Raw genomic sequence first — 22,571 nt, 5'->3', positions numbered from 1 at the left:
GTCCATCTCCTCGGACTGGTTGAACGATCTATTACCCGCTCAACCGGCCCGCGACCCGCCCTATTCCACTCCCCGCGAACGCCGCCGTCGTGGGAGGCTGCGGCAATGCCTTTGCACGTCGCCGTCGCGACGCGCGCCTTCAAGAGGTACGCCACCTATGTCGGGGCCACGCTCGCCGGCATCTTCACCAACTGCGTCTTCGGCGTGATCCTCTGCTTCGTCTATATCGAGGTGTGGGGCCAGAACCCCGACGCCGGCGGGTACGACGTCGCCGACGCCGTCACCTACGTGTGGCTGGGGCAGGCGATGATCATAACCGTCGCGGTCTGGGGCGGCGGCACCCCGGACGACCTCGCCGAGCGGATCCGCACCGGTGACGTGGTGATCGACCTCTATCGTCCCGTCGGGATCCTCGGCTGGTACCTCGCCGGCGACCTCGGCCGGGCGGCCTACCACCTGCTCACCCGCGGCGTCGCACCCACGGTGGTCGGCGGGCTGCTCTTCGACCTGCGCTACCCCGCCGACGTCCTGACCTGGGTGTGGTTCCTCGCCGCGATCCCGGTCGCGGTCACGGTCAGCTTCGGGCTGCGGATGCTGGCCGCCCTCACGGCGTTCTGGCTCCTCGACGACCTCGGGCCGCGGATACTGCTCGGCTTCGCGGCGCTGTTCTTCAGCGGCCTGACCGTCCCGCTGGTGATCCTGCCCGGGGCGCTGCGCGACGTCGCGATGGCGCTGCCCTGGGCGACGTTCCTGCAGGTGCCGGCCGACATCTGGCTCGGGAAGCGCACGGGAGCCGAGGTCGCGGAGGGGCTGGCGTTCATGCTCGGCTGGGCCGCGGTGCTGCTCGCGGGCTGCGCCTTCGTCCTGCGCCGCGCCGAGCGCCGGGTGGTGGTCCAGGGTGGCTGACGCGGCGGTCGACTACTACCGGATCGCGAGCCTGTGGGTGCGCTCGTCGGTGGCCTATCCTGCGTCGTTCTGGATGATGGCGGTCGGCAGCTTCCTGATGACCGGGCTCGACTTCGTCGCGATCTGGGTGCTGCTGCGCAACGTCTCCGAGCTGGGCGGGTTCGGCCTCACCGAGATCGGCCTCCTCTACGGCGCCACGGGGCTCGGCATCGCGTTCGCCGACCTGCTCGTGGGCCGGGTGGATCGACTGGGCCAGATGATCCGGATGGGCCGCCTGGACACGATGATGACCAAGCCGGTGCCGCTGCTGGTGCAGGTGTGCGCCGACGAGTTCGCGCCGCGCCGCTTCGCCCGGGTGGCGCAGTCGGGGATCGTCTTCGTCTGGGCGGCGACGTACGTCGACTGGTCGCTGCCGCGGGCGCTGGTCGCCGTGGAGATGCTCGTCAGCGGGGCGGTGATCTTCTTCAGCCTGTTCGTCGCGCTCGCGTGCGTGCAGTTCTGGACCGCCGAGGGCACCGAGTTCGCCAACGCGTTCACCTACGGCGGCAACCAGGTCACGCAGTTCCCGATGTCGGTCTTCCCCGCGGAGGTCGTCAAGGCGCTGACGTTCGTCCTCCCGATCGCCTTCGTCAACTGGTACCCCTGCCTCTACCTCCTCGGCCGCGAGGACCCGTTCGGCCTGCCTAAGGCCCTGCAGTTCGCCTCCCCCGTCGCGGCCGCCCTGTGCCTGGGCGTCGCGGTCCTCACCTGGCGCTTCGGCGTGCGTCACTATCGATCCACCGGGAGCTGACATGTCGCTGATCGAGGTGACCGACCTGCGTCGCACCTTCACCGTGCGCCGCCGCGTCGAGGGCGCGCGCCGCAAGCAGCGCACCGAGGTCGAGGCCGTCCACGACCTGACCTTCGGCATCGACGCCGGCGAGATGGTCGGCTACATCGGGGCCAACGGCGCCGGGAAGTCCACGACCATCAAGATGCTCACCGGGATCCTGGTGCCCACCAGCGGGCGGATCTCGGTCGCCGGCGTCGACCCGAGCCGCCACCGCACGGCGCTGGCCCGGCGGATCGGGGTCGTCTTCGGGCAGCGCACCTCGCTGTGGTGGGACCTCCCGCTCCGCGACTCCTTCGACCTGCTGCAGAAGATCTACCGGACCGACCCGGCGCGCCACCGCGCCAACCTCGAGGAGTTCCTCGAGCTGCTCGACCTGCGCGACCTCCTGGACACCCCCGTGCGCCAGCTCAGTCTCGGCCAGCGGATGCGCGGCGACATCGTGGCGGCGCTCCTGCACGACCCCGAGATCCTCTACCTCGACGAGCCTACGATCGGCCTCGACGTGGTGAGCAAGGGCCGACTGCGCGAGTTCCTGCGCGCGCTCAACCGCGACCGCGGCACCACCTTGATGCTCACCACCCACGACCTGCAGGACATCGAGGCGCTCTGCGACCGGGTGATCGTCATCGACCGCGGCACCCTGGTCTACGACGGCACGCTGCCGGGGCTGCACGAGCGCGGCGGCTCGCGCCGGACGGTCGTGGTCGACCTGGCCGACGAGGCGCCGCCGATCGAGGTGGCGGGCGCCGTGACGCGCCGGGTGGAGGGGCCCCGGCAGTGGTTGAGCTTCCCCGCGGGCGCCAGCGCCGCCCCGATCGTGGCCGCGCTGGCCTCGTCGTACGACGTCGCGGACCTCTCGATCCAGGAGCCCGACATCGAGGAGGTCATCCGCGAGCTGTACTCGGCCCCCCGGTCCGGCTGAGCACCAGCACCGCGCGGTCGTCGTCGCCGCGCTCGACCCGATCGATCATGCGACGGGCCGAGCCGACGGGGCCGCCGTCACGGATGGCGTCGCGGGCGACACGGCGCAGCCAGTCGATCCCGGAGTCCAGGTCGCTGATGGGCGACTCGATCACCCCGTCGGTGTAGAAGAGGAGGGCGTCGCCGACGCCGAGGACGCCCTCGCTGACCGTCAGCTCGGGATCGGGCTCGATCCCGATCGCCATCCCCCGCGCGTTGTCGATGTGCCACACGTCCGCGGCCGTGTCCCAGCGCAGCGCCGGCGGGTGTCCCGCGCTGGTGACCGAGTAGCGGCCGTCGTGGAGGTCGAGGACCACGTGTACCGCCGTGGCGAACGAGTCGTCGAGGCCGCGCCGGAGCAGGAACCGATTGGCCGCCTGCATGAGGTCGCCCGGGGGCAGAGAGCCGATCAGGCCACCGAGCGCACCGGCGAACTGCAGCGCCTGCGGCCCGGCCCCGAGGCCCTTGCCGCACACGTCGACCAGGACGAGCTCCAGGCGGCGGCGGTCGTCGGCGAGGTCCGCGACGAGGAAGTCCCCGGCGTACCCGACCCCGTCGGAGGCAATCATCGCGGTCTCGGCGTGCCACCCCTCCGGCATCGGGGGGAGGGCGCTCTGCGACTGGAGCCGGTCCTTGAGCTCCGACAGCAGGGCCTCGCTGAGCGGCGACGGGAGGCCGCTGCGCTGACGGCTGGACTGGTAGAGGATCAACGCCACCGCGACGCCCATCGTGATCAGCGCCGCGGTCCGGGGGCCGTCGACCGGCCCCTCCAGCAGCATCGCGGTGACGGCGGCACAGGCGGTCCAGGTCGTCATCACGGCCAGGAACCAGAAGCGCAGCAGCAGCATGCCGACGATCAGCCAGACGAAGTACGACGTGAGCGGCAGCGCGTTGTAGTCGGTCAGCGAGATCACGAACGACACCGCCACCAGGGCCATCAGCACGCCCAGGACCTCGCGCTGCCCCTCGGTCGAGCCCGTGCGCCAGCGGCGCACGCGGTCGCGCAGGTAGCGCGAGGCGACGTTCGTCACGATCGTCGCCCCCAGCTCACATCGGCAGGCTAGTGGTCCCGGGCCTCTCACCTGCGATGATTCGCCGAAGCCCCGGGTAGCTCGGCGAAACCGCGCGCGAGCGGCTCCGAGAAGCGGCCCACGAACCGCCCGTACGCGTCAGCCGAGACATAGAACGACATGGCATCCTCTACCGCATCGGAGCCTGCAGCGACACGGTGAGCGGGAACTGGTCCCCGCCCACGTCGACCCGCCAGCTCCCGGATCCGAGCCAGTCCGAGGTGACCGGGCCGTCGTGGCGCAGCAGCGCCAGCCCGATGCTCCCGCCGACAGTCTCCCCCCACGAGGCGCTGGTCACCTGACCGACCGGCGAGCCGTCGAGCAGCACGAGCTCGCCACCCCACAGCATCGGCTCAGGGTCCGGGACCACGAACGACACCACCCGGCGTCGCGCGCCGCCCTCGGCCAGCGCCGCGCGGTGCGCGGCGAGCGCCGTCCGCCCCAGGAAGTCCTTGTCACCCTTCAGCGCGGTCGCGAACACCAGCCCGGCCTCGACGGGGGTGAGGTCCGGGGTGAGCTCCCGGCCGAACGCGCGGTAGCCCTTCTCCAGCCGCAGCGACTCGATCGCGTAGTAGCCCGCGTCGACCGCGCCGCCGGCACGCAGCGCCGCGTGCACGCCCACCGCCTCGGCCACCGGCACCATCAGCTCCCAGCCGAGCTCCCCGACGTAGGTCATCCGGGTGGCACGCACGGAGGCACCGGCGACCATGACCTCACGGCTCGTGGCGAACGGGAAGTCGTCCTCGGACAGGTCGGCGTCAGTGAGCGTCCCGAGCAGGTCGCGCGACGCGGGCCCCATGACGCCGAGGACGGCGTGGTCGTCGGTCACGTCGCGCACCCGCACGTCGAGCCCCTCCGGCACCTGCCGCCGCAGCCAGTCGAGGTCGCGCACGGTCGTGGCCGAGCTGGACACGAGGAGGAACGACGCCTCCCCCGTCCGGGTCACCGTCAGGTCGGCCTCGTAGGTCCCTCGCGCGTTGAGGAACGGCGTGTAGACGCAGCAGCCCACCGGGACGTCCACGTCGGCCGCGCAGACCCACTGCAGCCCCGCGAGCGCGTCCGGGCCGTCCACGACGTACTTGCTGAAGGAGGTCTGGTCGAACACCGCGACCGCCGTGCGCGTCGCCCGCTGCTCGACCGCCGACGCGGCCAGCCAGTCGGGCTTGCCCCAGGCGTAGTCGAGCGACGCGGGGCCGAACACGAGCGGGCGCTCCCAGCCCATGCGGGTGCCGAACACGGCACCGGACGAGGCCAGCACCTCGTGCAGGGGCGAGGTCCGCTGCGGCCGGCCGGACTGCAGCTCGCGGTTGGGCCACGGCACGGCATAGTGCAGGCCGAGCACCTCCACGACCCGCGAGCGCAGCCACGTCTCGTCTGCGTGGAACGGCGCGAAGCGACGCACGTCGACCGCCGTCAGGTCGCTGGTCGGCTCGCCCTCCACGATCCACTCGGCCAGCGCCCGCCCGGCGCCTCCGGCCGACGCGATGCCCACCGAGTTGAAGCCGGCTCCGACGAAGAGCCCGGCGACCTCGGGGGTCTCCCCGAGCAGGAACTGGTTGTCGGGTGTGAACGACTCCGGTCCGTTGTAGAACTTGCGGACCCCGGTCTCGGCGAGCGCCGGCACCCGGCGCACCGCCTCGTCCATGAGGACCGAGAAGTGCTCCCAGTCCTCCTCGAGCAGCTGGAACTCGAACGGGTACGGCAGGTCCGAGGGTGAGCGCCAGGGCTTGGCCTCGGGTTCGAAGCCACCGACGACCAGCCCGCCGACCTCCTCCTTGAAGTAGGTCCACCCGTCGGGGTCGCGCATGATCGGCAGGTCGGGGTGGCAGCCCTCGACGGCCTCGGTCACGACGTAGAAGTGCTCAGCGGAGTGCAGCGGCACGGTGACGCCGGCGAGGTCGCCCAGCGCCTTCGCCCACTGACCGGCGCAGTTGACCACGACCTCGGCCTCGACGACCCCGTGGTCGGTCCGGACGCCCGTGACCCGCGGGCGCCGCGGGCCCTCTACCAGCTCGAAGCCGGTGACCCGGACCTGCTCGAGGATCCGCGCGCCGCGCTGCCGGGCGCCCTTGGCCAGCGCCTGCGTGAGGTCGGTCGGGTTGACCTTGCCGTCACCCGGGAGCCAGATGGCCCCGAGCAGGTCGTCCACGCGCATGGCCGGCCACAGCTCCTGGGCGCGCTCGGGCGACACCAGCTCGCAGTCCATGTCGTACGCCGTCGCGTTGGCGGCCGTGCGCCTCAACTGGGTCATCCGGTCCTCGGTGCGCGCGACGATCACCCCGCCGGTGTTGCGGTAGCCCGTGGCGAGCCCGGTCTCCTCCTCGAGCGAGGCGTACAGCTCCGCCGAGTACTGCACCAGCCGGGTGCCGCTCTCCGAGGCCCGCAGCGGCCCCACCAGACCGGCCGCATGCCAGGTCGTGCCACCGGACAGGTGGCCCTGCTCGAGCAGCAGCACGTCGGTCCAGCCCAGCCTCGCCAGGTGGTAGGCGACCGAGGTGCCGATCACGCCGCCGCCCACGATGACCACGCGCGATCGCTCAGGCAGGTCAGCCACCGCCAGCCACCTTCTCCAGCAGACGTGGCAGGTCGGGGCCGCGGAAGACGGCGGCGGCCTTGTCCAGCCGCTGCGCGCCCCACGCGAAGAAGTCGAAGTCGAGCGGGCTCGTCGCGGCCTGGATGAAGCCCCACAGCGACCAGCCGTAGGCCGAGCACAGCGCCTGGACCCGCACCCGCGCCAGGTCGGCCGGCGTCGGGTCACCGAAGTAGGCGGCCGTCCACGCCTCGACGAGGTCGGCGTCGAAGTCGCACTCGGTGGCGGTGTTGCCGAGCTCGAAGGCGGCGTCGTTGTTGCCGGAGTACTCGTAGTCGATGAGCCACACCCGGGTGCCGTCGTCGATGAAGTTGGCCGCGAGCAGGTCGTTGTTGCACGGCACGGTCGGCCGAGGGGCGGCGGCGAGCGCTCGCCGTACGGTCTCCCAGTCCTCGGCCAGGTCGTCGTAGGACGACGGCAGCCGGAAGCCGCTCGACTTCACCGTCGCCAGGTACGTCGCCTGGCGGGCGAACATGTCGAAGTCGCCGTCGAAGCGCGGGCCGGCGTGCAGGGCCCGCACCGCCTGCGCCGCACGTCCGAGCACCCGCTCGTCGGTGAACGAGCCGTTGTCGAGCACCGCTCCGGGCAGGTGCTCGATCACCAGCATCCGCAGGTCCGGCCGGTACTCCACGACCGGAGCGCCCACCCCTGCCTGGGCGGCCCGCATCGTGTTGTGGTGCTCGGCGTCCCGGTCGATGCCGAGCAGGCCCACGTCGCCGGTCGAGCAGCGCACCACGTAGTCGCCTCCGTCGCCGGTGCGCACCCGCACGTTGTGGTTGGTCAGCCCGCCCGGCAGCTCGGAGACCCGACGGGACCGCCCCGCCAGGCAGGCGAGGCGGTCCAGGTCGCTGTCGAGCTGGGACAGGGTCACTACTCGTCGAAGACCTCGACGACGGCCTTGTCGATGGTCGTCTTGGGGCCGGTGAACCAGTGCCTGGCCGAGACCGTCCACCAGACGGCCAGGGCGACGAGCGCTCCGATCGTGACGATCGGCGCGTAGTTGACCGATGCCCACGTGAACTCGTCGCGCCACGGCGCGCCGGCCGGGACCGTGGGCAGCATCAAGAACAGGCACACGACCACGATCTCGACCACGGCCACGATGTTCATCCACTTGTACTTGGCGCCGTTGTTCCACGACCCGAGCTCGAAGTCGTCGCCGATGCGCCACCGCAGCCAGATCGGGATCGCGAAGGCGAAGTACAGGCCGATGACCGCGATGGAGGTGACAGCGAAGAACGCGGTGGGAATGCCGTTGATGCTCTTGAGCGCCGGGAGGGTCACCAGGGCGGCCGTGATCGCCACGAACATCACCGCGTTGGCCGGAACCCTGTTAGCGCTGAGCGCCGCCCACCGTCTCGAGCCTGGGATCCCGTTGTCGCGGGCGAACGCGAAGGTCATCCGCGACGCCGACGTCATGCAGGCGGTGGCGCAGAAGAACTGGGCGGCCGCCGAGATGAACAGCACAAGACCGGCCCAGTTCTGGCCGAGGGCGGTGTTGAAGATGTACGCCACGCCCCCCAGCCCGACCTCCGCGTTCGCGGGGTTGCCGTCCACCCCGTCGGGGATCGCGAAGGTCACCGCGAGCAGGAGGATGTAACCGCCGATCACGGAGTAGAGGATCGACTGCCAGATGCCGCGCGCGGCCGCGTTCGATGCCGACTCCGTCTCCTCGGAGAGGTGGGCGGAGGCGTCGAAGCCGGTGATCGTGTACTGCGTGAGCAGGAAGCCGAACGGGATGACGACCGCGAAGAAGCCGAATGCGCTGGTGCTGCCGTCGAACCAGCCGGAGTTGTTGAACGTCTCGGTGAAGACGTAGCCCGGGCTCTGGTGGGAGTCGGGAACGATCACCAGGATCAGCACGATGATGAGGGCGCCCGCCACGTGCCACCACACCGAGATGTTGTTGAGCACCGCCATGAGGTGGCTGCTGAAGATGTTGAGCACCGAGGCCAGCACCAGCACCACCACGAAGATGATGAAGATCGTTCCGAGGCCCGAGCTCTCCGCCCACCCGTCCGAGACGGTGTCGAGGGTCAGGTCGATGAACGTCGCGCAGCCGTAGGAGACGCCCGCGGTCACGGCGATCAGGCCGATGAGGTTGAGCCAGCCGGTGAAGAAGCCGGCGCGGGCGCCGCCCAGCTTGGCGGCCCACCAGTAGATCCCGCCGGACGTCGGGTAGGCCGAGACCAGCTCCGACATCGTGAACCCGATGATCAGGATGAAGATGCCGAGGATCGGCCAGGACCACGAGATCGAGATCGGGCCGCCGTTGTTGAATCCCGCGGCGTAGTTGGTGAAGCAGCCGGCAAGGATCGAGATGATCGAGAAGGAGATGGCGAAGTTGGAGAAGCCGGACCAGCTGCGGTTCAGCTCCTGCGAGTACCCGAGTCGGGCGAGGTGCTCCTCGTCGGCGCTCAGCTTGGTGGCGGCGTGGTGCTCGGGGACGGGCTCGTGTGCTTCGGGCATACGCACCTCTCAAGGATGTGGCGTCGTTGGAGGGAACGTAGACCGGGGTGTTCAGGGGTGTAAATGGCTCTGCAATAATTTGGTCTGAACTCAGACCATTGTCTTGCGGCCGATTGACACTGCCGTGCACCCGAACGAAGGATGACGTCCATGGCCGCCTCCCCCGCGCAACACCTGCCTGAGGCGGTGCTACGGCCGGTGCGGGGCCACCATGCCTTCGAGGCGTGCGTGGAGCAGCTGGGCACCGCCATCCGGCTCGGTGTCTACCCGCTCGGCTCGACCCTCCCGCCGGAGCGCGAGCTGGCCGAGCGGCTGCGCGTCTCCCGGGCCACGCTGCGCGAGGGCATGGCCGCGTTGCGCGAGGCCGGGCTGGTCCAGACCACGCGCGGGCGCGGCGGCGGCACCGTCGTCACCCTCAAGCCCCGGACTCCGTCCGCCCGCGCCGCGGCGCGAATCGCCCCAACCAAGCGACGCGACTGGCTGGACGCACTGGAGTACCGACGCGTCGTCGAGCCGGGCGCGGCCGCGCTCGCCGCCCAGCGCGAGCTGACCGCCGTACGGCGGGAGCGGCTGGAGCAGGCCCATGCCGAGGTCGCCGGGGCCGATCGTGCGGCCGCGCACCGGCAGGCCGACAGCCGGTTCCACCTGACGGTCGCCGCGCTGAGCGAGTCCCCGCGGCTGATCGAGGCCGTGACCTCGGTCCAGGCCACCCTGCACGAGATGCTGCTGGCGATCCCGGTGCTGGACGCCAACATCGCCCACTCCGACCGCCAGCACGCGACGGTCGTGCGGGCGATCCTCGCGGGCAGCCCCGACCGGGCCCGCCGGGCCATGGAGCACCACTGCGACGACACAGCCGCGCTGCTGCGCGGCCTGCTGGGATAGGAGCCCCATGACGACCACCGAGCTGCGAAACGAGCGCCACCTGAGCATGCAGCACCTGCTCGACCGGATCCGCGACGGCAGGGTCGACACCGTGATCGTCGCCTTCACCGACATGCAGGGGCGCCTGCAGGGCAAGCGCCTGCACGGGCACTACTTCGCCGAGCACGTGGTGGCCCACGGCACCGAGGGCTGCAACTACCTGCTCGCCGTCGACGTCGACATGAACACCGTCGACGGCTATGCCATGTCCTCGTGGGAGAAGGGCTACGGCGACATGGAGTTCGTCATGGACGAGCGGACGATCCGACTGCTCACGCACCTCGACGGGACCGCGATGGTGCAGTGCGACCTGGCGTGGGCCGACCACGCCCCGGTCGTGCAGTCCCCCCGCGCGATCCTGGCCCGCCAGCTGGAGCGCTGCGCGGAGCAGGGGTGGACGGCGCTCGCCGGCACCGAGCTGGAGTTCATCGCCTTCGACACGACGTACGAGGCCGCGTGGGCGTCCGGCTACCGCGACCTGACGCCGGTGAACCAGTACAACGTCGACTACTCGATCCTCGGCACCAGCCGCGTCGAGCCTCTGCTGCGCTCGATCCGCAACCACATGTACGCCGCCGGGATCGACGTCGAGGGCGCCAAGGGCGAGTGCAACCTCGGCCAGCACGAGATCGGCTTCCTCTACGCCGACGCACTGACGACCGCGGACAACCACGCGGTCTACAAGAACGCCGCGAAGGAGATCGCCGCCCAGCAGGGCCAGGCGATCACCTTCATGGCCAAGTACGACGAGCGCGAGGGCAGCTCGTGTCACATCCACCTGTCGCTGCGCGGGACCGACGGGTCGCTGGTGTTCTGGGACGAGGACAAGGGTGAGCGCACGCCGCTGTACGACCACTTCGTGGCCGGCGTGCTCGCGACGGTCTCGGACTTCACGTTGATGTTCGCCCCGAACATCAACTCCTACAAGCGCTTCGCCGACGGCTCGTTCGCCCCCACCACGATCGCCTGGGGTCTGGACAACCGCACGTGTGCGGTGCGGCTGGTCGGGCGCGGACCCACAGCGCGCATGGAGAACCGCGTGCCGGGCGCCGACGCCAACCCCTACCTCGCGCTGGCCGCCATGCTGGCCGGCGGCCTGCACGGCATCGAGCACCGGCTGGAGCTGGAGGAGCCGCTGGTCGGCAACGCCTACACCTCCGGGCGCCCCAAGGTGCCCTCGACCATGGCCGCGGCACGCGAGGCCTTCACCTCCTCGGCCATCGCGCGCGCCGCGTTCGGTGACGAGGTCGTGGACCACTACACCAACATGGCCGACGTGGAGCTCGCCTCCTTCGGCGCGGCCGTGACCGACTGGGAGCTGCGACGCGGCTTCGAAAGGCTGTAATGAGCTCCTACACCGTCATCAACCCCGCCACCGCGACGCCGGTGACCGAGGTCCACCTGGCCTCGGTCGAGGAGACCGATGCGGCGATCGAGGCCGCCCAGGAGGCGTTCGTCGGCGGCTGGCGCGACCTCGCGCCCGGGGAGCGCGCCAGGCTCCTGCGGCGCTTCGCGTCGGTGGTCGACGCTCACGTGGAGGAGCTGGCCGAGCTCGAGGTCCGCAACGCCGGCCACACCTGGGGCAACGCCCGCTGGGAGGCGGGCAACGTCCGCGACTGCCTCAACTACTACTCCGCCGCCCCCGAGCGTCTCTTCGGCCGGCAGATCCCGGTGCCGGGCGGGGTCGACCTGACCTTCCGCGAGCCGCTGGGCGTCGTGGGCGTGATCGTGCCGTGGAACTTCCCGATGCCGATCGCGGGCTGGGGCTTCGCGCCGGCGCTGGCGGCCGGCAACACCGTGGTCCTGAAGCCCGCCGAGCTCACGCCGCTGACCGCCATCCGCCTGGGCGAGCTCGCCCTTGAGGCCGGCCTGCCGGAGCACGTGCTCACCATCATCCCGGGCAAGGGCTCGGTGGTCGGCGAGCGGCTCGTGACCCACCCGCTCGTGCGCAAGATCGTCTTCACCGGCTCGACGGCGGTGGGCAAGCAGATCATGGCCGGCTGCGCCGACCAGGTGAAGCGCCTGACCCTCGAGCTCGGCGGCAAGAGCTCCAACATCGTCTTCGCCGACGCCGACATCGACGCGGCCGCAGCCACGGCGCCGTACGCCGTCTTCGACAACGCCGGCCAGGACTGCTGCGCCCGCTCGCGGATCCTCGTCCAGCGCTCGGTCTACGACGAGTTCCTCGACAAGCTCGAGCCGGCCGTGACCGGGATGCGGGTGCTCGACCCGAGCGACGAGGCCAGCGAGATGGGTCCGCTGATCTCCGCGCAGCAGCGGGCGACCGTGCGCGGCTTCCTGGACGAGGTCGAGGTGGCCTTCGCCGGGAACACCCCCGGAGGTGACGGCTTCTGGGTGCCCCCGAGCGTGGTCACCACCGAGGACGCCGAGGCCCGCATCTGGCGCGAGGAGGTCTTCGGGCCGGTCGTCGCCGTCATGCCCTTCGACGACGAGGCTGACGCCGTGGCGCTGGCCAACGACACCGAGTACGGCCTGTCCGGGTCGATCTACACCCGCGACCTCGCCCGCGGCCTGCGCGTGGCCCGCGCCGTCGAGAGCGGCAACCTCAGCGTCAACTCCCACTCCGCGGTCCGCTACTGGACGCCGTTCGGCGGCTACAAGCAGTCCGGCCTCGGCCGCGAGCTCGGCCCGGACGCCCCTGCGGCGTTCACCGAGGAGAAGAACGTCTTCATCGCACACTGACCCCCATCCCCGGTGGTCGAGCAGCGAGGGCCGCCAAGGCGCGAGCGCCCGTCGAGACACCGGAACCGAAAGGAACCTCATCACCATGGCAGGACGCATCCAGGACCGGGTCGCCGTCATCACCGGCGGCTGCTCGGGCATCGGCCTGGCGACCGTGCAGCGCTTCGTCGAGGAGGGCGCCAAGGTCGTCATCGGCGACATCGACGACGAGCGAGGCGAGAAGCTCGTCGACTCGCTCGGCGGGGAACGAGTCGCTGCGTACGTCCACGTCGACGTCACCGACAAGGAGCAGGTCGACGCGCTGTTCCGCACGGCCAAGCAGACCTACGGCTCGGTCGACATCGCCTTCAACAACGCCGGCATCTCCCCGCCCGAGGACGACTCGATCCTCGACACCGAGCTGGACGCCTGGCGCAAGGTGCAGGAGGTCAACCTGACCAGCGTGTACCTGTGCTGCAAGGCGGCGCTGCCCTACATGCTCGAGCAGGGCAAGGGGTCGATCATCAACACGGCCTCGTTCGTGGCCGTGATGGGTGCGGCCACGTCGCAGATCTCCTACTCCGCATCGAAGGGCGGCGTGCTGTCGATGACCCGCGAGCTCGGCGTGCAGTTCGCCCGCCAGGGCGTCCGCGTCAACGCACTGTGCCCCGGCCCGGTCAACACTCCGCTGCTGCAGGACCTGTTCGCCAAGGACGCCGAGCGTGCCGCGCGCCGCCTGGTGCACGTGCCCATGGGGCGCTTCGGCGAGCCGGAGGAGATGGCCTCGGCCGTGCTGTTCCTGGCCTCGGACGACTCCTCCTTCATGACCGCCAACACGTTCCTGGTGGACGGCGGCATCTCCGGCGCCTACGTCACCCCGCTCTGACATGGCCGCGCCCGTCATCGGCCTGACCACCTACCGGGAGCAGGCGGCCTGGGGGGTGTGGCGCCAGCGCGCCGACCTGCTGCCCACGCAGTACGCCGAGGCCGTCGCCGCCACCGGCGGCCTGCCCGTCCTGCTGCCGCCGGTCGCGGTCGCCGGTGCCGCCGACGAGGTGGTGGCCCGCCTCGACGGGCTCGTGGTCTCCGGCGGCGCGGACGTCGATCCGGCGCGCTACGGCGCCGAGCCGCACCCGCGCACGGCCGCGTGGCGACCGGACCGCGACGCCTGGGAGGTGGCGCTCCTCGACGCTGCCGAGGCGGCCGGCCTGCCCGTCCTCGGCGTGTGCCGGGGGATGCAGCTGATGGCCGTCCACGCGGGCGGTGCGCTCGACCAGCACACGCCGGACCTCGTCGGCGACGAGCGGCACTCCCCCGGCGGGGACGAGTTCGGCGCGGTGTCCGTCGCCACGACGCCGGGCTCCCGGCTCGCGGGGTTGGTGGGCGAGCACCTGGCGGTCAGCTGCCACCACCACCAGTCCGTGCGCTCGCATCCCGGCTTCGCCGCCGTCGCCCACGCCGATGACGGCACCGTGGAGGCCATGGAGGCGCCGGGCGACCGGTTCTGTGTCGCCGTGCAGTGGCACCCGGAGACCGCGGCCGACGTCGGGTTGCTCGCCGGGCTGGTGCGCGCGGCCTCGTCGTACGCTGCGCACCGGGCCTGACAGACTGCGGGCATGACGCTGGAGCCCATCCCCGACGTCCTCGGTGAGCCCTGGGTGGCGGAGACCCTCACGCTGCGCCCCGATGACGAGGGCGAGGTGGTGGCGACCCTGGTCAGCCGACGGGCGCCGGTCGCCAGCCGCGGCGCCGTGCTCCACGTGCACGGCTTCGCCGACTACTTCTTCCAGACCGAGTACGCCGTGTGGTGGCTCGAGCGCGGCTACGACTTCTACGCGCTCGACCTGCGCAAGTACGGACGCTCGCTGCTGCCGCACCAGACCCCTAACTACGTCGCCGACCTGCGCGAGTACGACGAGGAGCTGGCCGAGGCGTGGCACCGGATCACCGCCCGCGACGGGCACACGCAGGTCGTGGCCTCCGCCCACTCCACCGGCGGGCTGATCCTCCCACTGTGGCTGGACCGACGGCGTCCGACCCAGCTCGCCGCTGTGGTGCTCAACTCCCCCTGGCTGGACCTGCAGGGCAGCGCCGCCGCGCGGCTGGTCGGCACGCCCATCATCAAGCGGGTCGGCGCGCGCCAGCCGATGCGCGAGATCAGGCGGGCGGTCTCCGGGCTCTACGCCCGCAGCCTGCACGCCCAGCACGAGGGCGAGTGGGACTTCGACCTGGCGTGGAAGCCGATGATGTCGTTCTCGGTCTACGCCGGCTGGCTGCGCGCCGTACGCGAGGGGCACGCCCGTCTCCAGCGCGGCCTCGACCTGCGCTGCCCGGTGCTGGTGCTGTCCTCGGACCGCTCCTCACAGCCGCAGGCGATGGGCGAGGACGTGCACAGCACCGACATCGTCCTCGACGTGCGCCAGATCCGCCGCTGGTCCACCGCGGTCGGTACCCACGTCACCTACGTCGCCGTCCCCGGTGCCCGTCACGACGTCGTGCTCTCGCGGGCCGAGCCGCGCGCCCGCGTCTATGAGGAGCTCGGCCGCTGGCTCACCACCTACGTCGCTCCCCCGTCGCGCTCGCTGCTCTGACCTGCGCAGCCGCTAGGGTCACCCGCATGAACTCCGTCACCGGTCTCGCCCTCGGCCGCATCGCCGTCGGCGTCGCCTCGCTCGCCAAGCCCGACCTCGTCGCCTCCTCGATGGGCCAGACGCCCTCGCCGCTGCTCACCCAGTGGTTCGGCTCGCGCGAGATCGCGCTCGGCGCCCTGACCCTGGTCGCCTCCGGCAGCGCCCGGCGCAACCTGGTCCTCGTCGGCATGGCCGTCGACGGCGCCGACGCCGGCACGGCGTACGCCGCCATCCAGGCCGGCCACCTGCCCAAGCAGACCGGCTACGGCCTCATGGCAGTCGCCACCGGCGCCCTGCTGTCCGGGCTGGCGGGACTGCGCGTCAAGAAGCGCAAGACGCTCACCGCGTAGCGGCGCGATCCTCAGGTCAGCAGCAGCGCGCACAGCGCCACCAGCCCGACGATCACGATGATGGCGCGCAGTACCAGCGGCGGCAGCCGGCGGCCGACGCTCGCCCCGAGCACGCCTCCCACGACGGAGCCCGCGCCGATCAGGGCGACGATCAGCCAGTCGACGTCGGCCACGAAGGCGAACAGCAGCCCGGCGACCCCGTTGACGCCGGCGGCGAGCACGTTCTTCACGGCGTTGAGCCGCTGCAGGTGCTCGGCGACCCCGATCCCGAGGACCGCCATCAGCAGCACGCCCTGGGCGGCGCCGAAGTAGCCGCCGTACACCCCGGTCAGGAGCACCGCCGGCCACACCCACCAGGCGCCGTCACGGCCGGTGTCGCCGCGCGCCTCGCTGCGGCCCGCGACCCAGGCGGAGAGCCGCGGCTGGAAGATCACCAGCACCACCCCGAGCAGGATCAGCACCGGCACGATGGCGGAGAAGGCGTCCTCGGGCAGCACCAGCAGCAGCACCGCGCCCGTGGCGCCGCCGATGAGGGAGCCCGACAACAGCCTCAGCACCCGCGAGCGCTGTCCGGCGAGCTCGCGCCGGTAGCCGATGGCCCCCGACACCGAGCCCGGCACCAGGCCGATGTTGTTGGACACGTTGGCCGTGACCGGCGGGACCCCGAACGCCAGCAGGGTCGGGAACGTGATCAGGGTCCCCGACCCGACGACGGTGTTGATCGTGCCGGCCGCGACCCCGGCGAGCAGGATGGCCGCAGCCTCGAGGAGCGGCACCGACTACGAGACGGGGGGCGGTGGTGGCGCGTCGTCCCCGGCCGGCGGCACGGCGCCGATCGGCTTGGTCGGGTTGGCGGCAGCCTTGGCCTCGGCGATGGCGTCCTCGACGGCCTTGCTCGTGCGGCCCCGCTCGGACGCCGCCAGCGCGCCACTGCCGGCGAGCTCCGCCGGCTCCGTGCTGCCCATGTCGACCCGGGTCCGCGGGCCCTCGGTCTCGCGCGGGATGCCGGCCATCTCGGTCATCGTCGAGCCCAGACCCTCGAGCGCCTTGCCGATCTCGCTCGGCACGATCCAGAGCTTGTTGGAGCTGCCCTCGGCCAGCTTGGGCATCATCGTGAGGTACTGGTAGGCCAGCAGCGACTGGTCGGGGTTGCCGTCGTGGATCGCCTGGAAGACGGTCTGGATGGCCTGGCCCTCGCCCTGGGCGCGAAGGATCGACGACTCCCGGTCGGCCTGGGCACGCAGGATCAGCGACTCGCGGTCACCCTCGGCGGAGAGGATCGAGGCCTGCTTCTCACCCTCCGCGGTGAGGATCGCGGCCTGGCGGCCGCCCTCCGCGGTGAGGATCTGGGCCCGCTTGTCGCGGTCGGCGCGCATCTGCTTCTCCATCGAGTCCTTGATGGAGGGCGGCGGGTCGATGCCCTTGAGCTCGACCCGATTGACCCGGATGCCCCACTTGCCGGTGGCCTCGTCGAGCACCCCGCGCAGGCGGGTGTTGATCTCGTCGCGGCTGGTGAGCGTGGCCTCGAGGTCCATGCCGCCCACGATGTTGCGCAGCGTGGTCATCGTGAGCTGCTCGACGGCCTGGATGTAGTTGGCGATCTCGTAGGTCGCCGCGATCGGGTCGGTGACCTGGAAGTAGATGACGGTGTCGATGGAGACCACCAGGTTGTCCTGGGTGATGACCGGCTGCGGCGGGAAGCTCACGACCTGCTCGCGCAGGTCGATGAGGTAGCGCACCTTGTCGATGAACGGCACAACGACGTTGAGGCCGGCGGACAGCGTCTCCTTGTACTTGCCGAACCGCTCCACCACGCCCGCCCGCGCCTGCGGCACGATCCGAACGGTCTTGGCGAGCAGGACGATCACGAACAGGAACAGCAGTCCCAGCAGGATCAGGGCGACCATGGGGTTCTCCTTGGCTTGCGGGTCAGGGCTGGGGGTCAGGGCTCGAGGGTGGGCACGGGGTGCACGTAGGCGGTGGCGCCCTTGATCGCGAGCACCTCGACGGTCTGGCCGGGCGCGATCACCAGGTGCTCGTCGTACGGGGCTGCGGACCAGACCTCGCCCGCGAGGCGGATCCGGCCGACCTCGAGACCGCTGATCTGCTCGGTCACGACGGCGCGCTGGCCGACCAGCTTGGAGTGGCCCAGGGTGAGCTCGGGGCCGCCGTGGAAGCGCCGCGCGAGCTGGGGGCGCACCAGCGCCAGCATGGCGACCGACGCGCCCGCGGCCACGAGCGCCTGCAGCGCGAACGGCGCGCCGACCAGGGCCAGGATCATCCCGGCGACCGCACCGGCGGCCATCATGATCAGCACCAGGTCGAGACTGAACATCTCCGCGACACCGAGGACGATGGCCAGGCCGAGCCACGTCTGCCACAGGTTGTCCGCCAGCCAGTCCATGTCCGGAGCCTATCGGTGGCGCGTCTGCCGGCGGGCGGAATAGCGGCCCTCCTCGTGGTGCAGCGCCAGCGGCATGCCGAAGGTCGCCGAGAGCACCGGCTCGGTGAGCACCTCCTCCAGCGGTCCGGCCGCCACGACCCCGCCCTGGCGGAGCAGCAGCGCGTGCGTGAAGCCGGGCGGAATCTCCTCGACGTGGTGCGACACCAGGACCGTCGCCGGCGAGTCCGCGTCCATCGCCAGGACCGACAGCGTGGACACCAGGTCCTCGCGGCCGCCGAGGTCGAGGCCGGCTGCCGGCTCGTCCAGCAGCAGCAGCTCCGGGTCGGACATCAGCGCCCGGGCGATCTGGACACGCTTGCGCTCGCCCTCGCTCAGGGTGCCGAAGGTGCGCTCCGAGAGGTGACTGACCCCGAGCTCCACCAGCAGCGCGTGGGCCCGCTGGTGGTCGAGGTCGTCGTAGGTCTCCACCCAGCGGCCCACCACGCCGTACGACGCGGAGACGACGACGTCGTGGACCCGCTCGCTGCGCGGGACGCGCTCGGCGATCGCCGCGCTGGTGAGACCGATGCGGGGGCGCAGCTCGAAGACGTCGACGGTGCCGAGGACCTCGCCGAGGATGCCGGCGACCCCGGTGGTCGGGTGCATCTGGGCGGAGGCGACCTGGAGCAGCGTGGTCTTGCCGGCGCCGTTGGGACCCAGGATCACCCAGCGCTCGTCCTCCTCGACGGTCCACGAGACCTGGTCCAGGAGGGTCGCCTGGCCGCGCCGGACGGTCACATCGGCGAACTCCAGCACGGCTCCCATGGCGGTCACCCTATCCAGACCCGTCGGCGCCGTCCGCGGGGCGTGGCAACTACCATCGAGCGTCGTGAGCAGCCCTCTTGCCGTCTCGGGCCGCGTCGCGTGGTGGGGCACCTCCTGGCTGCGCGGCCACATCGTCGCCGACCAGCTGCTGGACGCCCTGCTGACCGACAGCGTCTCGCACGTGGTGGGCGGTCTCGGGGAGGGTGGTCCCGAGCCGATCCTCACCGCCCTGGCCCGGCTGCGGGCGCTCGGAGCGACCGGCTTCGGCGCTGCCCTCCCCGCGGAGGGGGACCCGGTCGGGCTCGGCGGCCCGGCGGAGTTCAACGCCGACGCGCTGGAGGTCGGCGAGGCGGTGATCGCCATCGGTGCAGGGGTGGGCCTCACACCTCGGGCGGTGGGTCCGACGTACGAGTGGCACGCCCGGCCGGCGGCTGCCCGACAACTTCCCGACGTCGGCGAGGCGGACCGGGGGCTGCGCACAGCGCTGCTGGAGGGCGCCCGTGACCTCGCCGCCCTCGACGTCGCCCGGTGGCGGCCCGAGGTCGCCGACCGGCTGCTGAACCTGCGCCACGTCGTGCCACTCGCGGCGCCACCGGGCGTGCCCGCGCGGTGCGTGGACCTGGCCGCACGCGGCCTCCAGGCCCTCGAGATCGTGGACCTCGCGCTGGCCGACGACGGCGGCGCCATCACGGCCGCGGAGATCGCGGCGCGCCGCGCCGCGCTGGTGGTGCTGGAGCGCGCCGGGCGCCGCGCCCTCGTCGCCGCCTGCTCCCCCGAGGTCTGGCCGCCGTCTTAGCCTGCGGTCCAGAGGCCGAGCACGTTGCCGCTCGGGTGGTGAAGTGGAAGCGCCGACCGCCCGGGAAAGAGAAGGGCGATCATGGCGCAAGCATGGACGGCACCACCGACAGCGAGACGGTGGGCGATAGCCTCGCCTCCATCATGAGCCCGAAGTCGAAGCCCGAGACGCTCCTGATCACCCTCACCGGCAAGGACCGGCCCGGCGTGACCTCGTCGGTCTTCGGCGCGCTGGCGCAGGCGGGCGTCGAGGTGCTCGACATCGAGCAGATCCTGCTCCGTCGGCGGCTGATCCTCGGCGTGCTGGTGACGGCCCCGCGCGACTGGAGGAAGCTCAAGGCCGCGGTCGAGGAGACCGCCGCCGAGCTCGGGATGACCGTCGAGATCGACCGGGGGTCCGGCGACAACAAGCCGCGGCGCGAGGGCCGTTCCCACGTCACGATCATCGGAACGCCGCTGAAGGCCGGGGCCATGGCCGCCATCGCGGGCCGGATCGCCGACTGTGGCGGCAACATCGACCGGATCGAGCGGATGGCCCGCTACCCCGTCACCGCCATCGACCTGCACGTCTCGGGAGCGAACCCCGAGCGACTGCGCGCCGTCCTGGCCGCGGAAGCGGCGACCCAGACCGTCGACGTCGCCGTACAGCCCGCCAACCTGCTGCGCCGCGGCATGCGCCTGATCGTCCTCGACGTCGACTCCACGCTGATCCAGGGCGAGGTGATCGAGATGCTCGCCGCCCACGCCGGTCACGAGGCGGAGGTCGCCCGGATCACCGAGTCCGCGATGCGCGGGGAGCTCGACTTCGAGGCCTCCCTCCGCGCCCGCGTGCGGCTGCTCGCCGGCCTGGACGCCTCGGCACTGGACGCGGTGTACGAGGAGATCGTGGTGACCCCGGGCGCCCGCACGATGGTGCGGACCCTGCGTCGCCTCGGCTACCGCTTCGCGATCGTCTCCGGCGGCTTCAGCCAGATCACCGACCGCCTCGCCGAGGACCTCGGCATCCACTACGCCCGCGCCAACGAGCTCGAGATCGTCGACGGCGTCATCACCGGTGAGATCGTCGGCGACGTCGTGGACCGGGCCGGCAAGGCCCGCGCCCTGCGGGAGTTCGCAGCCGAGGTCGGCGTCCCCGAGGCCGCCGTCATCGCCATCGGCGACGGCGCCAACGACCTCGACATGCTCAACGCCGCCGGCCTGGGCATCGCCTACAACGCCCGCCCGATCGTCCAGCAGGCGGCCGACACCTCCGTCAACGTCCCCTACCTCGACGCCATCGTCTACCTCCTCGGCATCTCCCGCGAAGAGGTCGAGATGGCCGACGCCGAGGCCGGCATCGTCACGCCTGCGCCGCCGGTGTGAGCAGGTTTCTCAGCATCTGCTGATAACCCGGCGCTTATGGGGACGAATTCCGGCCCAGAAGCACCGGAGAACCCCCAGAACCCCGGCTCGTCAGCAAGCGATTCTCCTCGGGAACAGCTCGCGCCTGATCCGCGCGGCCAAGCGTGCGGGGTCGGCCAGTTCGCTCCAGGTGACCCGGATGCAGCGCCACCCGGTCAGACGGCAGATCTCTCGCTCCCGGTCACGCTCCCGGATGACGACGTCGCTCGTGCGCTCGCCCGGCCTCAGCAGCTTCTCGTACTTCACCAAGCCGTCGAACTCGACGAACACGCCGAGGTGAGGCCAAGCGAAGTCCAAGCGCCACACGACTCGTCCCGCCTCGTCCCGGATCTCGTACTGCGGCACCGGGCACGGCAGCCCCTGTTGGAAGCAGCACCAGAAGGTGCGCGACTCCCCCACTGTCTCGATCCGCGCATCCGACAGCCTGAGGACGAGCTCAATCCCGATCGACCCGGGCCAGTTCTCCATCCCGACGTACTGGGTACGAAGCTGCTCGGCCGTGGCGAGCCGCCGGTGGAGGACGTCGTTCGCGGCGCACAGAGCTGCCTCGGTGCCGGCGAGCGTGGCGGCCTCCAACACGGCTCGGGCCGGCGTCATCACCGGCGCGTGGTTCACTACGCAAAGGTCCCCGGGCCCAAGTCGCCCTTCGTGCTGGTTGATGTCGCGACCACGTCGGCCGGACAGACCGTCGGTCCGCGTCGTGTGGACCGTCGACAGGTCGAAGCCCCACAGTGGCACGTCCCACTCGGCCAGAGCGGAGGTGTGCGAGAGCACCACGGGAGTGCGTGTCACTCCCAGCACGGCATGCCCGCGCAACACGTAGCGGCTCTCCCGGTCACAAGAGGTCCAGACAGTGTCGGGAGCGTAGGTGCCCACTCTGACCTTCACCAGCCCTTCACGCTTCACCAGGCGGGCGATGGCGCGGTCGTCCAGACCCTGCGCGATCAGGTCTCGACGGAACGTGAGCGGTGTGTTGCGGGGATGATCGGCAGGGCGAGTCCGGGCAGGAAGTCTCATGGATGTCACGCTGCCCGGCGAGCGCGTCGCACTAGGGCACGCCGGCATCACCGGTGGAGATGAGTTGCAGGGACCGAGTCCTGTGGACAGCAGGTGGCCACGACGACCCACCGCCTCTGGGGCTTTCCCTGCTCTTCTGGGCAAGAATTCTGGCCCGGAACAGCAGGGTTTTCAGCATCTGCTGATAACCAAGCCCAGCCCGCTCAGGCCCGGGCGACGTGGAACGCAACCAGCCGAGCGCGACCGGCGTCGAGGTCGGCCCACGACGCGTCGTAGGAGAAGAGCGCGAGGGAGCAGGTCGGGAAGCCTGCGGTGAGGTGGGCGGTGGCGGCGGGGTCGCCTTCGCCGTCGTCGAGCAGGGCGGCCAGGTAGGCCATGGTCGGGTTATGGCCGACCAGCATCACGGAGGCGACGTCGTCGGACAGCGCGCGCACCAGGTCCAGGGCCGTGTCGGGGCCGGCGGAGTACAGGCCGCGGTCCAGCGACGGGTCGAGCGACCACCCTGCCCCGGACGCCACGGCCGCCCAGGTCTCCTGCGTGCGTACGGCGGCCGAGACGAGCGCGACATCCGGCCGCACGGCCCGGGACGCCAGCCAGGCGCCGGCGGCTGTCGCGTCGGCACGACCACGAGCCGTCAGCGCCCGCGCGACGTCGGTGGCGCCGGCCGGTTCGGCCTGGGCGTGACGCATGACCACGACGGTGCGATGAGCTGCGGGCATCCCCACACCATAGGGTGA

General features: G+C 71.4%; 22 protein-coding genes. 12 read left to right on the top strand and 10 right to left on the bottom strand.

All coding sequences use genetic code 11. The features are described from left to right. Window positions 1–105 precede the first annotated feature (105 nt). From LRP67_RS14355 to LRP67_RS14345, 3 genes are read left to right on the top strand one after another with little or no spacing between them, the layout of a single operon-like run. On the top strand, window positions 106–906 hold the full coding sequence (locus tag LRP67_RS14355; protein WP_231270844.1) for an ABC-2 family transporter protein: 801 nt from the start codon (window positions 106–108) through the stop codon (window positions 904–906). Next, the gene (locus LRP67_RS14350) at window positions 899–1,696 is read left to right on the top strand and encodes an ABC transporter permease (RefSeq protein ID WP_231270843.1); all 798 of its coding nucleotides are present in this window, start codon (window positions 899–901) and stop codon (window positions 1,694–1,696) included. The genes LRP67_RS14355 and LRP67_RS14350 overlap by 8 nt, the downstream gene beginning before the upstream one ends. Window position 1,697: 1 nt before the next feature. Next, window positions 1,698–2,660 carry an ATP-binding cassette domain-containing protein gene (locus tag LRP67_RS14345; RefSeq protein ID WP_231270842.1) on the top strand — a complete coding sequence of 321 codons (963 nt, stop codon included), beginning with the start codon at window positions 1,698–1,700 and terminating at the stop codon, window positions 2,658–2,660. Here LRP67_RS14345 and LRP67_RS21915 read toward each other — a convergent pair. The 4 genes from LRP67_RS21915 to LRP67_RS14325 all read right to left on the bottom strand — a co-directional run bounded on the left by LRP67_RS21915 (window position 2,623) and on the right by LRP67_RS14325 (window position 8,827). Beyond that, window positions 2,623–3,729 carry a PP2C family protein-serine/threonine phosphatase gene (locus LRP67_RS21915; protein ID WP_231270841.1) on the bottom strand — a complete coding sequence of 369 codons (1,107 nt, stop codon included), beginning with the start codon at window positions 3,727–3,729 and terminating at the stop codon, window positions 2,623–2,625. The two genes, LRP67_RS14345 and LRP67_RS21915, sit on opposite strands and share 38 nt — an antisense overlap. A gap of 169 nt (window positions 3,730–3,898) precedes the next feature. Beyond that, window positions 3,899–6,322: an FAD-dependent oxidoreductase gene (locus LRP67_RS14335; RefSeq protein WP_231270840.1), complete on the bottom strand. Its 2,424-nt coding sequence runs from the start codon at window positions 6,320–6,322 to the stop codon at window positions 3,899–3,901. After that, window positions 6,315–7,229, bottom strand: a complete 915-nt coding sequence (locus LRP67_RS14330; RefSeq protein ID WP_231270839.1) for a phosphotransferase — start codon at window positions 7,227–7,229, stop codon at window positions 6,315–6,317. The genes LRP67_RS14335 and LRP67_RS14330 overlap by 8 nt, the downstream gene beginning before the upstream one ends. Further along, the gene (locus tag LRP67_RS14325) at window positions 7,229–8,827 is read right to left on the bottom strand and encodes an amino acid permease (protein ID WP_231270838.1); all 1,599 of its coding nucleotides are present in this window, start codon (window positions 8,825–8,827) and stop codon (window positions 7,229–7,231) included. Before LRP67_RS14325 ends, LRP67_RS14330 begins: the two co-directional genes overlap by 1 nt. Window positions 8,828–8,977: 150 nt before the next feature. Between LRP67_RS14325 and LRP67_RS14320 the strand changes: the two genes are divergently transcribed. The 7 genes from LRP67_RS14320 (at window position 8,978) to LRP67_RS14290 (ending at window position 15,413) form a co-directional block, all read left to right on the top strand. After that, a complete protein-coding gene (locus LRP67_RS14320; RefSeq protein WP_231270837.1) occupies window positions 8,978–9,712 on the top strand; it encodes a FadR/GntR family transcriptional regulator in 735 nt (244 codons plus the stop codon). Between the two features lie 7 nt (window positions 9,713–9,719). Beyond that, on the top strand, window positions 9,720–11,096 hold the full coding sequence (locus LRP67_RS14315) for a glutamine synthetase family protein (protein ID WP_269211576.1): 1,377 nt from the start codon (window positions 9,720–9,722) through the stop codon (window positions 11,094–11,096). After that, on the top strand, window positions 11,096–12,454 hold the full coding sequence (locus tag LRP67_RS14310) for an aldehyde dehydrogenase (RefSeq protein WP_231270836.1): 1,359 nt from the start codon (window positions 11,096–11,098) through the stop codon (window positions 12,452–12,454). Before LRP67_RS14315 ends, LRP67_RS14310 begins: the two co-directional genes overlap by 1 nt. Window positions 12,455–12,539: 85 nt before the next feature. Then, the gene (locus LRP67_RS14305; protein ID WP_231270835.1) at window positions 12,540–13,319 is read left to right on the top strand and encodes a 3-oxoacyl-ACP reductase; all 780 of its coding nucleotides are present in this window, start codon (window positions 12,540–12,542) and stop codon (window positions 13,317–13,319) included. A gap of 1 nt (window position 13,320) precedes the next feature. After that, a complete protein-coding gene (locus LRP67_RS14300) occupies window positions 13,321–14,037 on the top strand; it encodes a gamma-glutamyl-gamma-aminobutyrate hydrolase family protein (protein ID WP_231270834.1) in 717 nt (238 codons plus the stop codon). Window positions 14,038–14,049: 12 nt separating this feature from the next. Next, window positions 14,050–15,024, top strand: a complete 975-nt coding sequence (locus LRP67_RS14295; RefSeq protein WP_231270833.1) for an alpha/beta hydrolase — start codon at window positions 14,050–14,052, stop codon at window positions 15,022–15,024. A 26-nt stretch (window positions 15,025–15,050) separates the two neighbouring features. Beyond that, complete coding sequence (locus tag LRP67_RS14290) at window positions 15,051–15,413, top strand: hypothetical protein (RefSeq protein WP_231270832.1); 363 nt, start codon at window positions 15,051–15,053, stop codon at window positions 15,411–15,413. An 11-nt stretch (window positions 15,414–15,424) separates the two neighbouring features. Here the strand turns inward: LRP67_RS14290 and LRP67_RS14285 are convergent, their stop codons facing one another. Genes LRP67_RS14285 through LRP67_RS14270 form a run of 4 tightly spaced genes read right to left on the bottom strand, consistent with a single transcriptional unit; the run spans window position 15,425 to window position 18,621 of the window. After that, a complete protein-coding gene (locus LRP67_RS14285; protein ID WP_231270831.1) occupies window positions 15,425–16,189 on the bottom strand; it encodes a sulfite exporter TauE/SafE family protein in 765 nt (254 codons plus the stop codon). 3 nt (window positions 16,190–16,192) lie between these two features. Next, a complete protein-coding gene (locus LRP67_RS14280) occupies window positions 16,193–17,320 on the bottom strand; it encodes an SPFH domain-containing protein (protein ID WP_231270830.1) in 1,128 nt (375 codons plus the stop codon). A gap of 35 nt (window positions 17,321–17,355) precedes the next feature. Then, on the bottom strand, window positions 17,356–17,817 hold the full coding sequence (locus tag LRP67_RS14275; RefSeq protein ID WP_231270829.1) for an NfeD family protein: 462 nt from the start codon (window positions 17,815–17,817) through the stop codon (window positions 17,356–17,358). 9 nt (window positions 17,818–17,826) lie between these two features. Then, window positions 17,827–18,621, bottom strand: coding sequence for an ABC transporter ATP-binding protein (locus LRP67_RS14270; RefSeq protein ID WP_231270828.1), 795 nt, complete (start codon window positions 18,619–18,621; stop codon window positions 17,827–17,829). Window positions 18,622–18,685: 64 nt separating this feature from the next. Between LRP67_RS14270 and LRP67_RS14265 the strand changes: the two genes are divergently transcribed. Both LRP67_RS14265 and serB read left to right on the top strand, forming a co-directional pair. After that, window positions 18,686–19,417, top strand: coding sequence for a hypothetical protein (locus LRP67_RS14265; RefSeq protein ID WP_231270827.1), 732 nt, complete (start codon window positions 18,686–18,688; stop codon window positions 19,415–19,417). Between the two features lie 143 nt (window positions 19,418–19,560). Next, window positions 19,561–20,778, top strand: coding sequence for a phosphoserine phosphatase SerB (serB, locus tag LRP67_RS14260; protein WP_231270826.1), 1,218 nt, complete (start codon window positions 19,561–19,563; stop codon window positions 20,776–20,778). Window positions 20,779–20,868: 90 nt separating this feature from the next. Here the strand turns inward: serB and LRP67_RS14255 are convergent, their stop codons facing one another. Together LRP67_RS14255 and LRP67_RS14250 are read right to left on the bottom strand one after the other, a co-directional pair. Further along, entirely contained in the window at window positions 20,869–21,834 is a 966-nt protein-coding gene (locus tag LRP67_RS14255; protein WP_231270825.1) for a hypothetical protein, read from the bottom strand. Window positions 21,835–22,037: 203 nt separating this feature from the next. Beyond that, window positions 22,038–22,553: a histidine phosphatase family protein gene (locus tag LRP67_RS14250; RefSeq protein ID WP_231270824.1), complete on the bottom strand. Its 516-nt coding sequence runs from the start codon at window positions 22,551–22,553 to the stop codon at window positions 22,038–22,040. Window positions 22,554–22,571: the final 18 nt, after the last annotated feature.

It is taken from the genome of Nocardioides sp. cx-169 (assembly GCF_021083605.1).
GTDB lineage: Bacteria > Actinomycetota > Actinomycetes > Propionibacteriales > Nocardioidaceae > Nocardioides.
The sequence above is the reverse complement of the archived record's forward strand: the minus strand, read 5'-3'. Positions and strand labels throughout refer to the sequence as shown.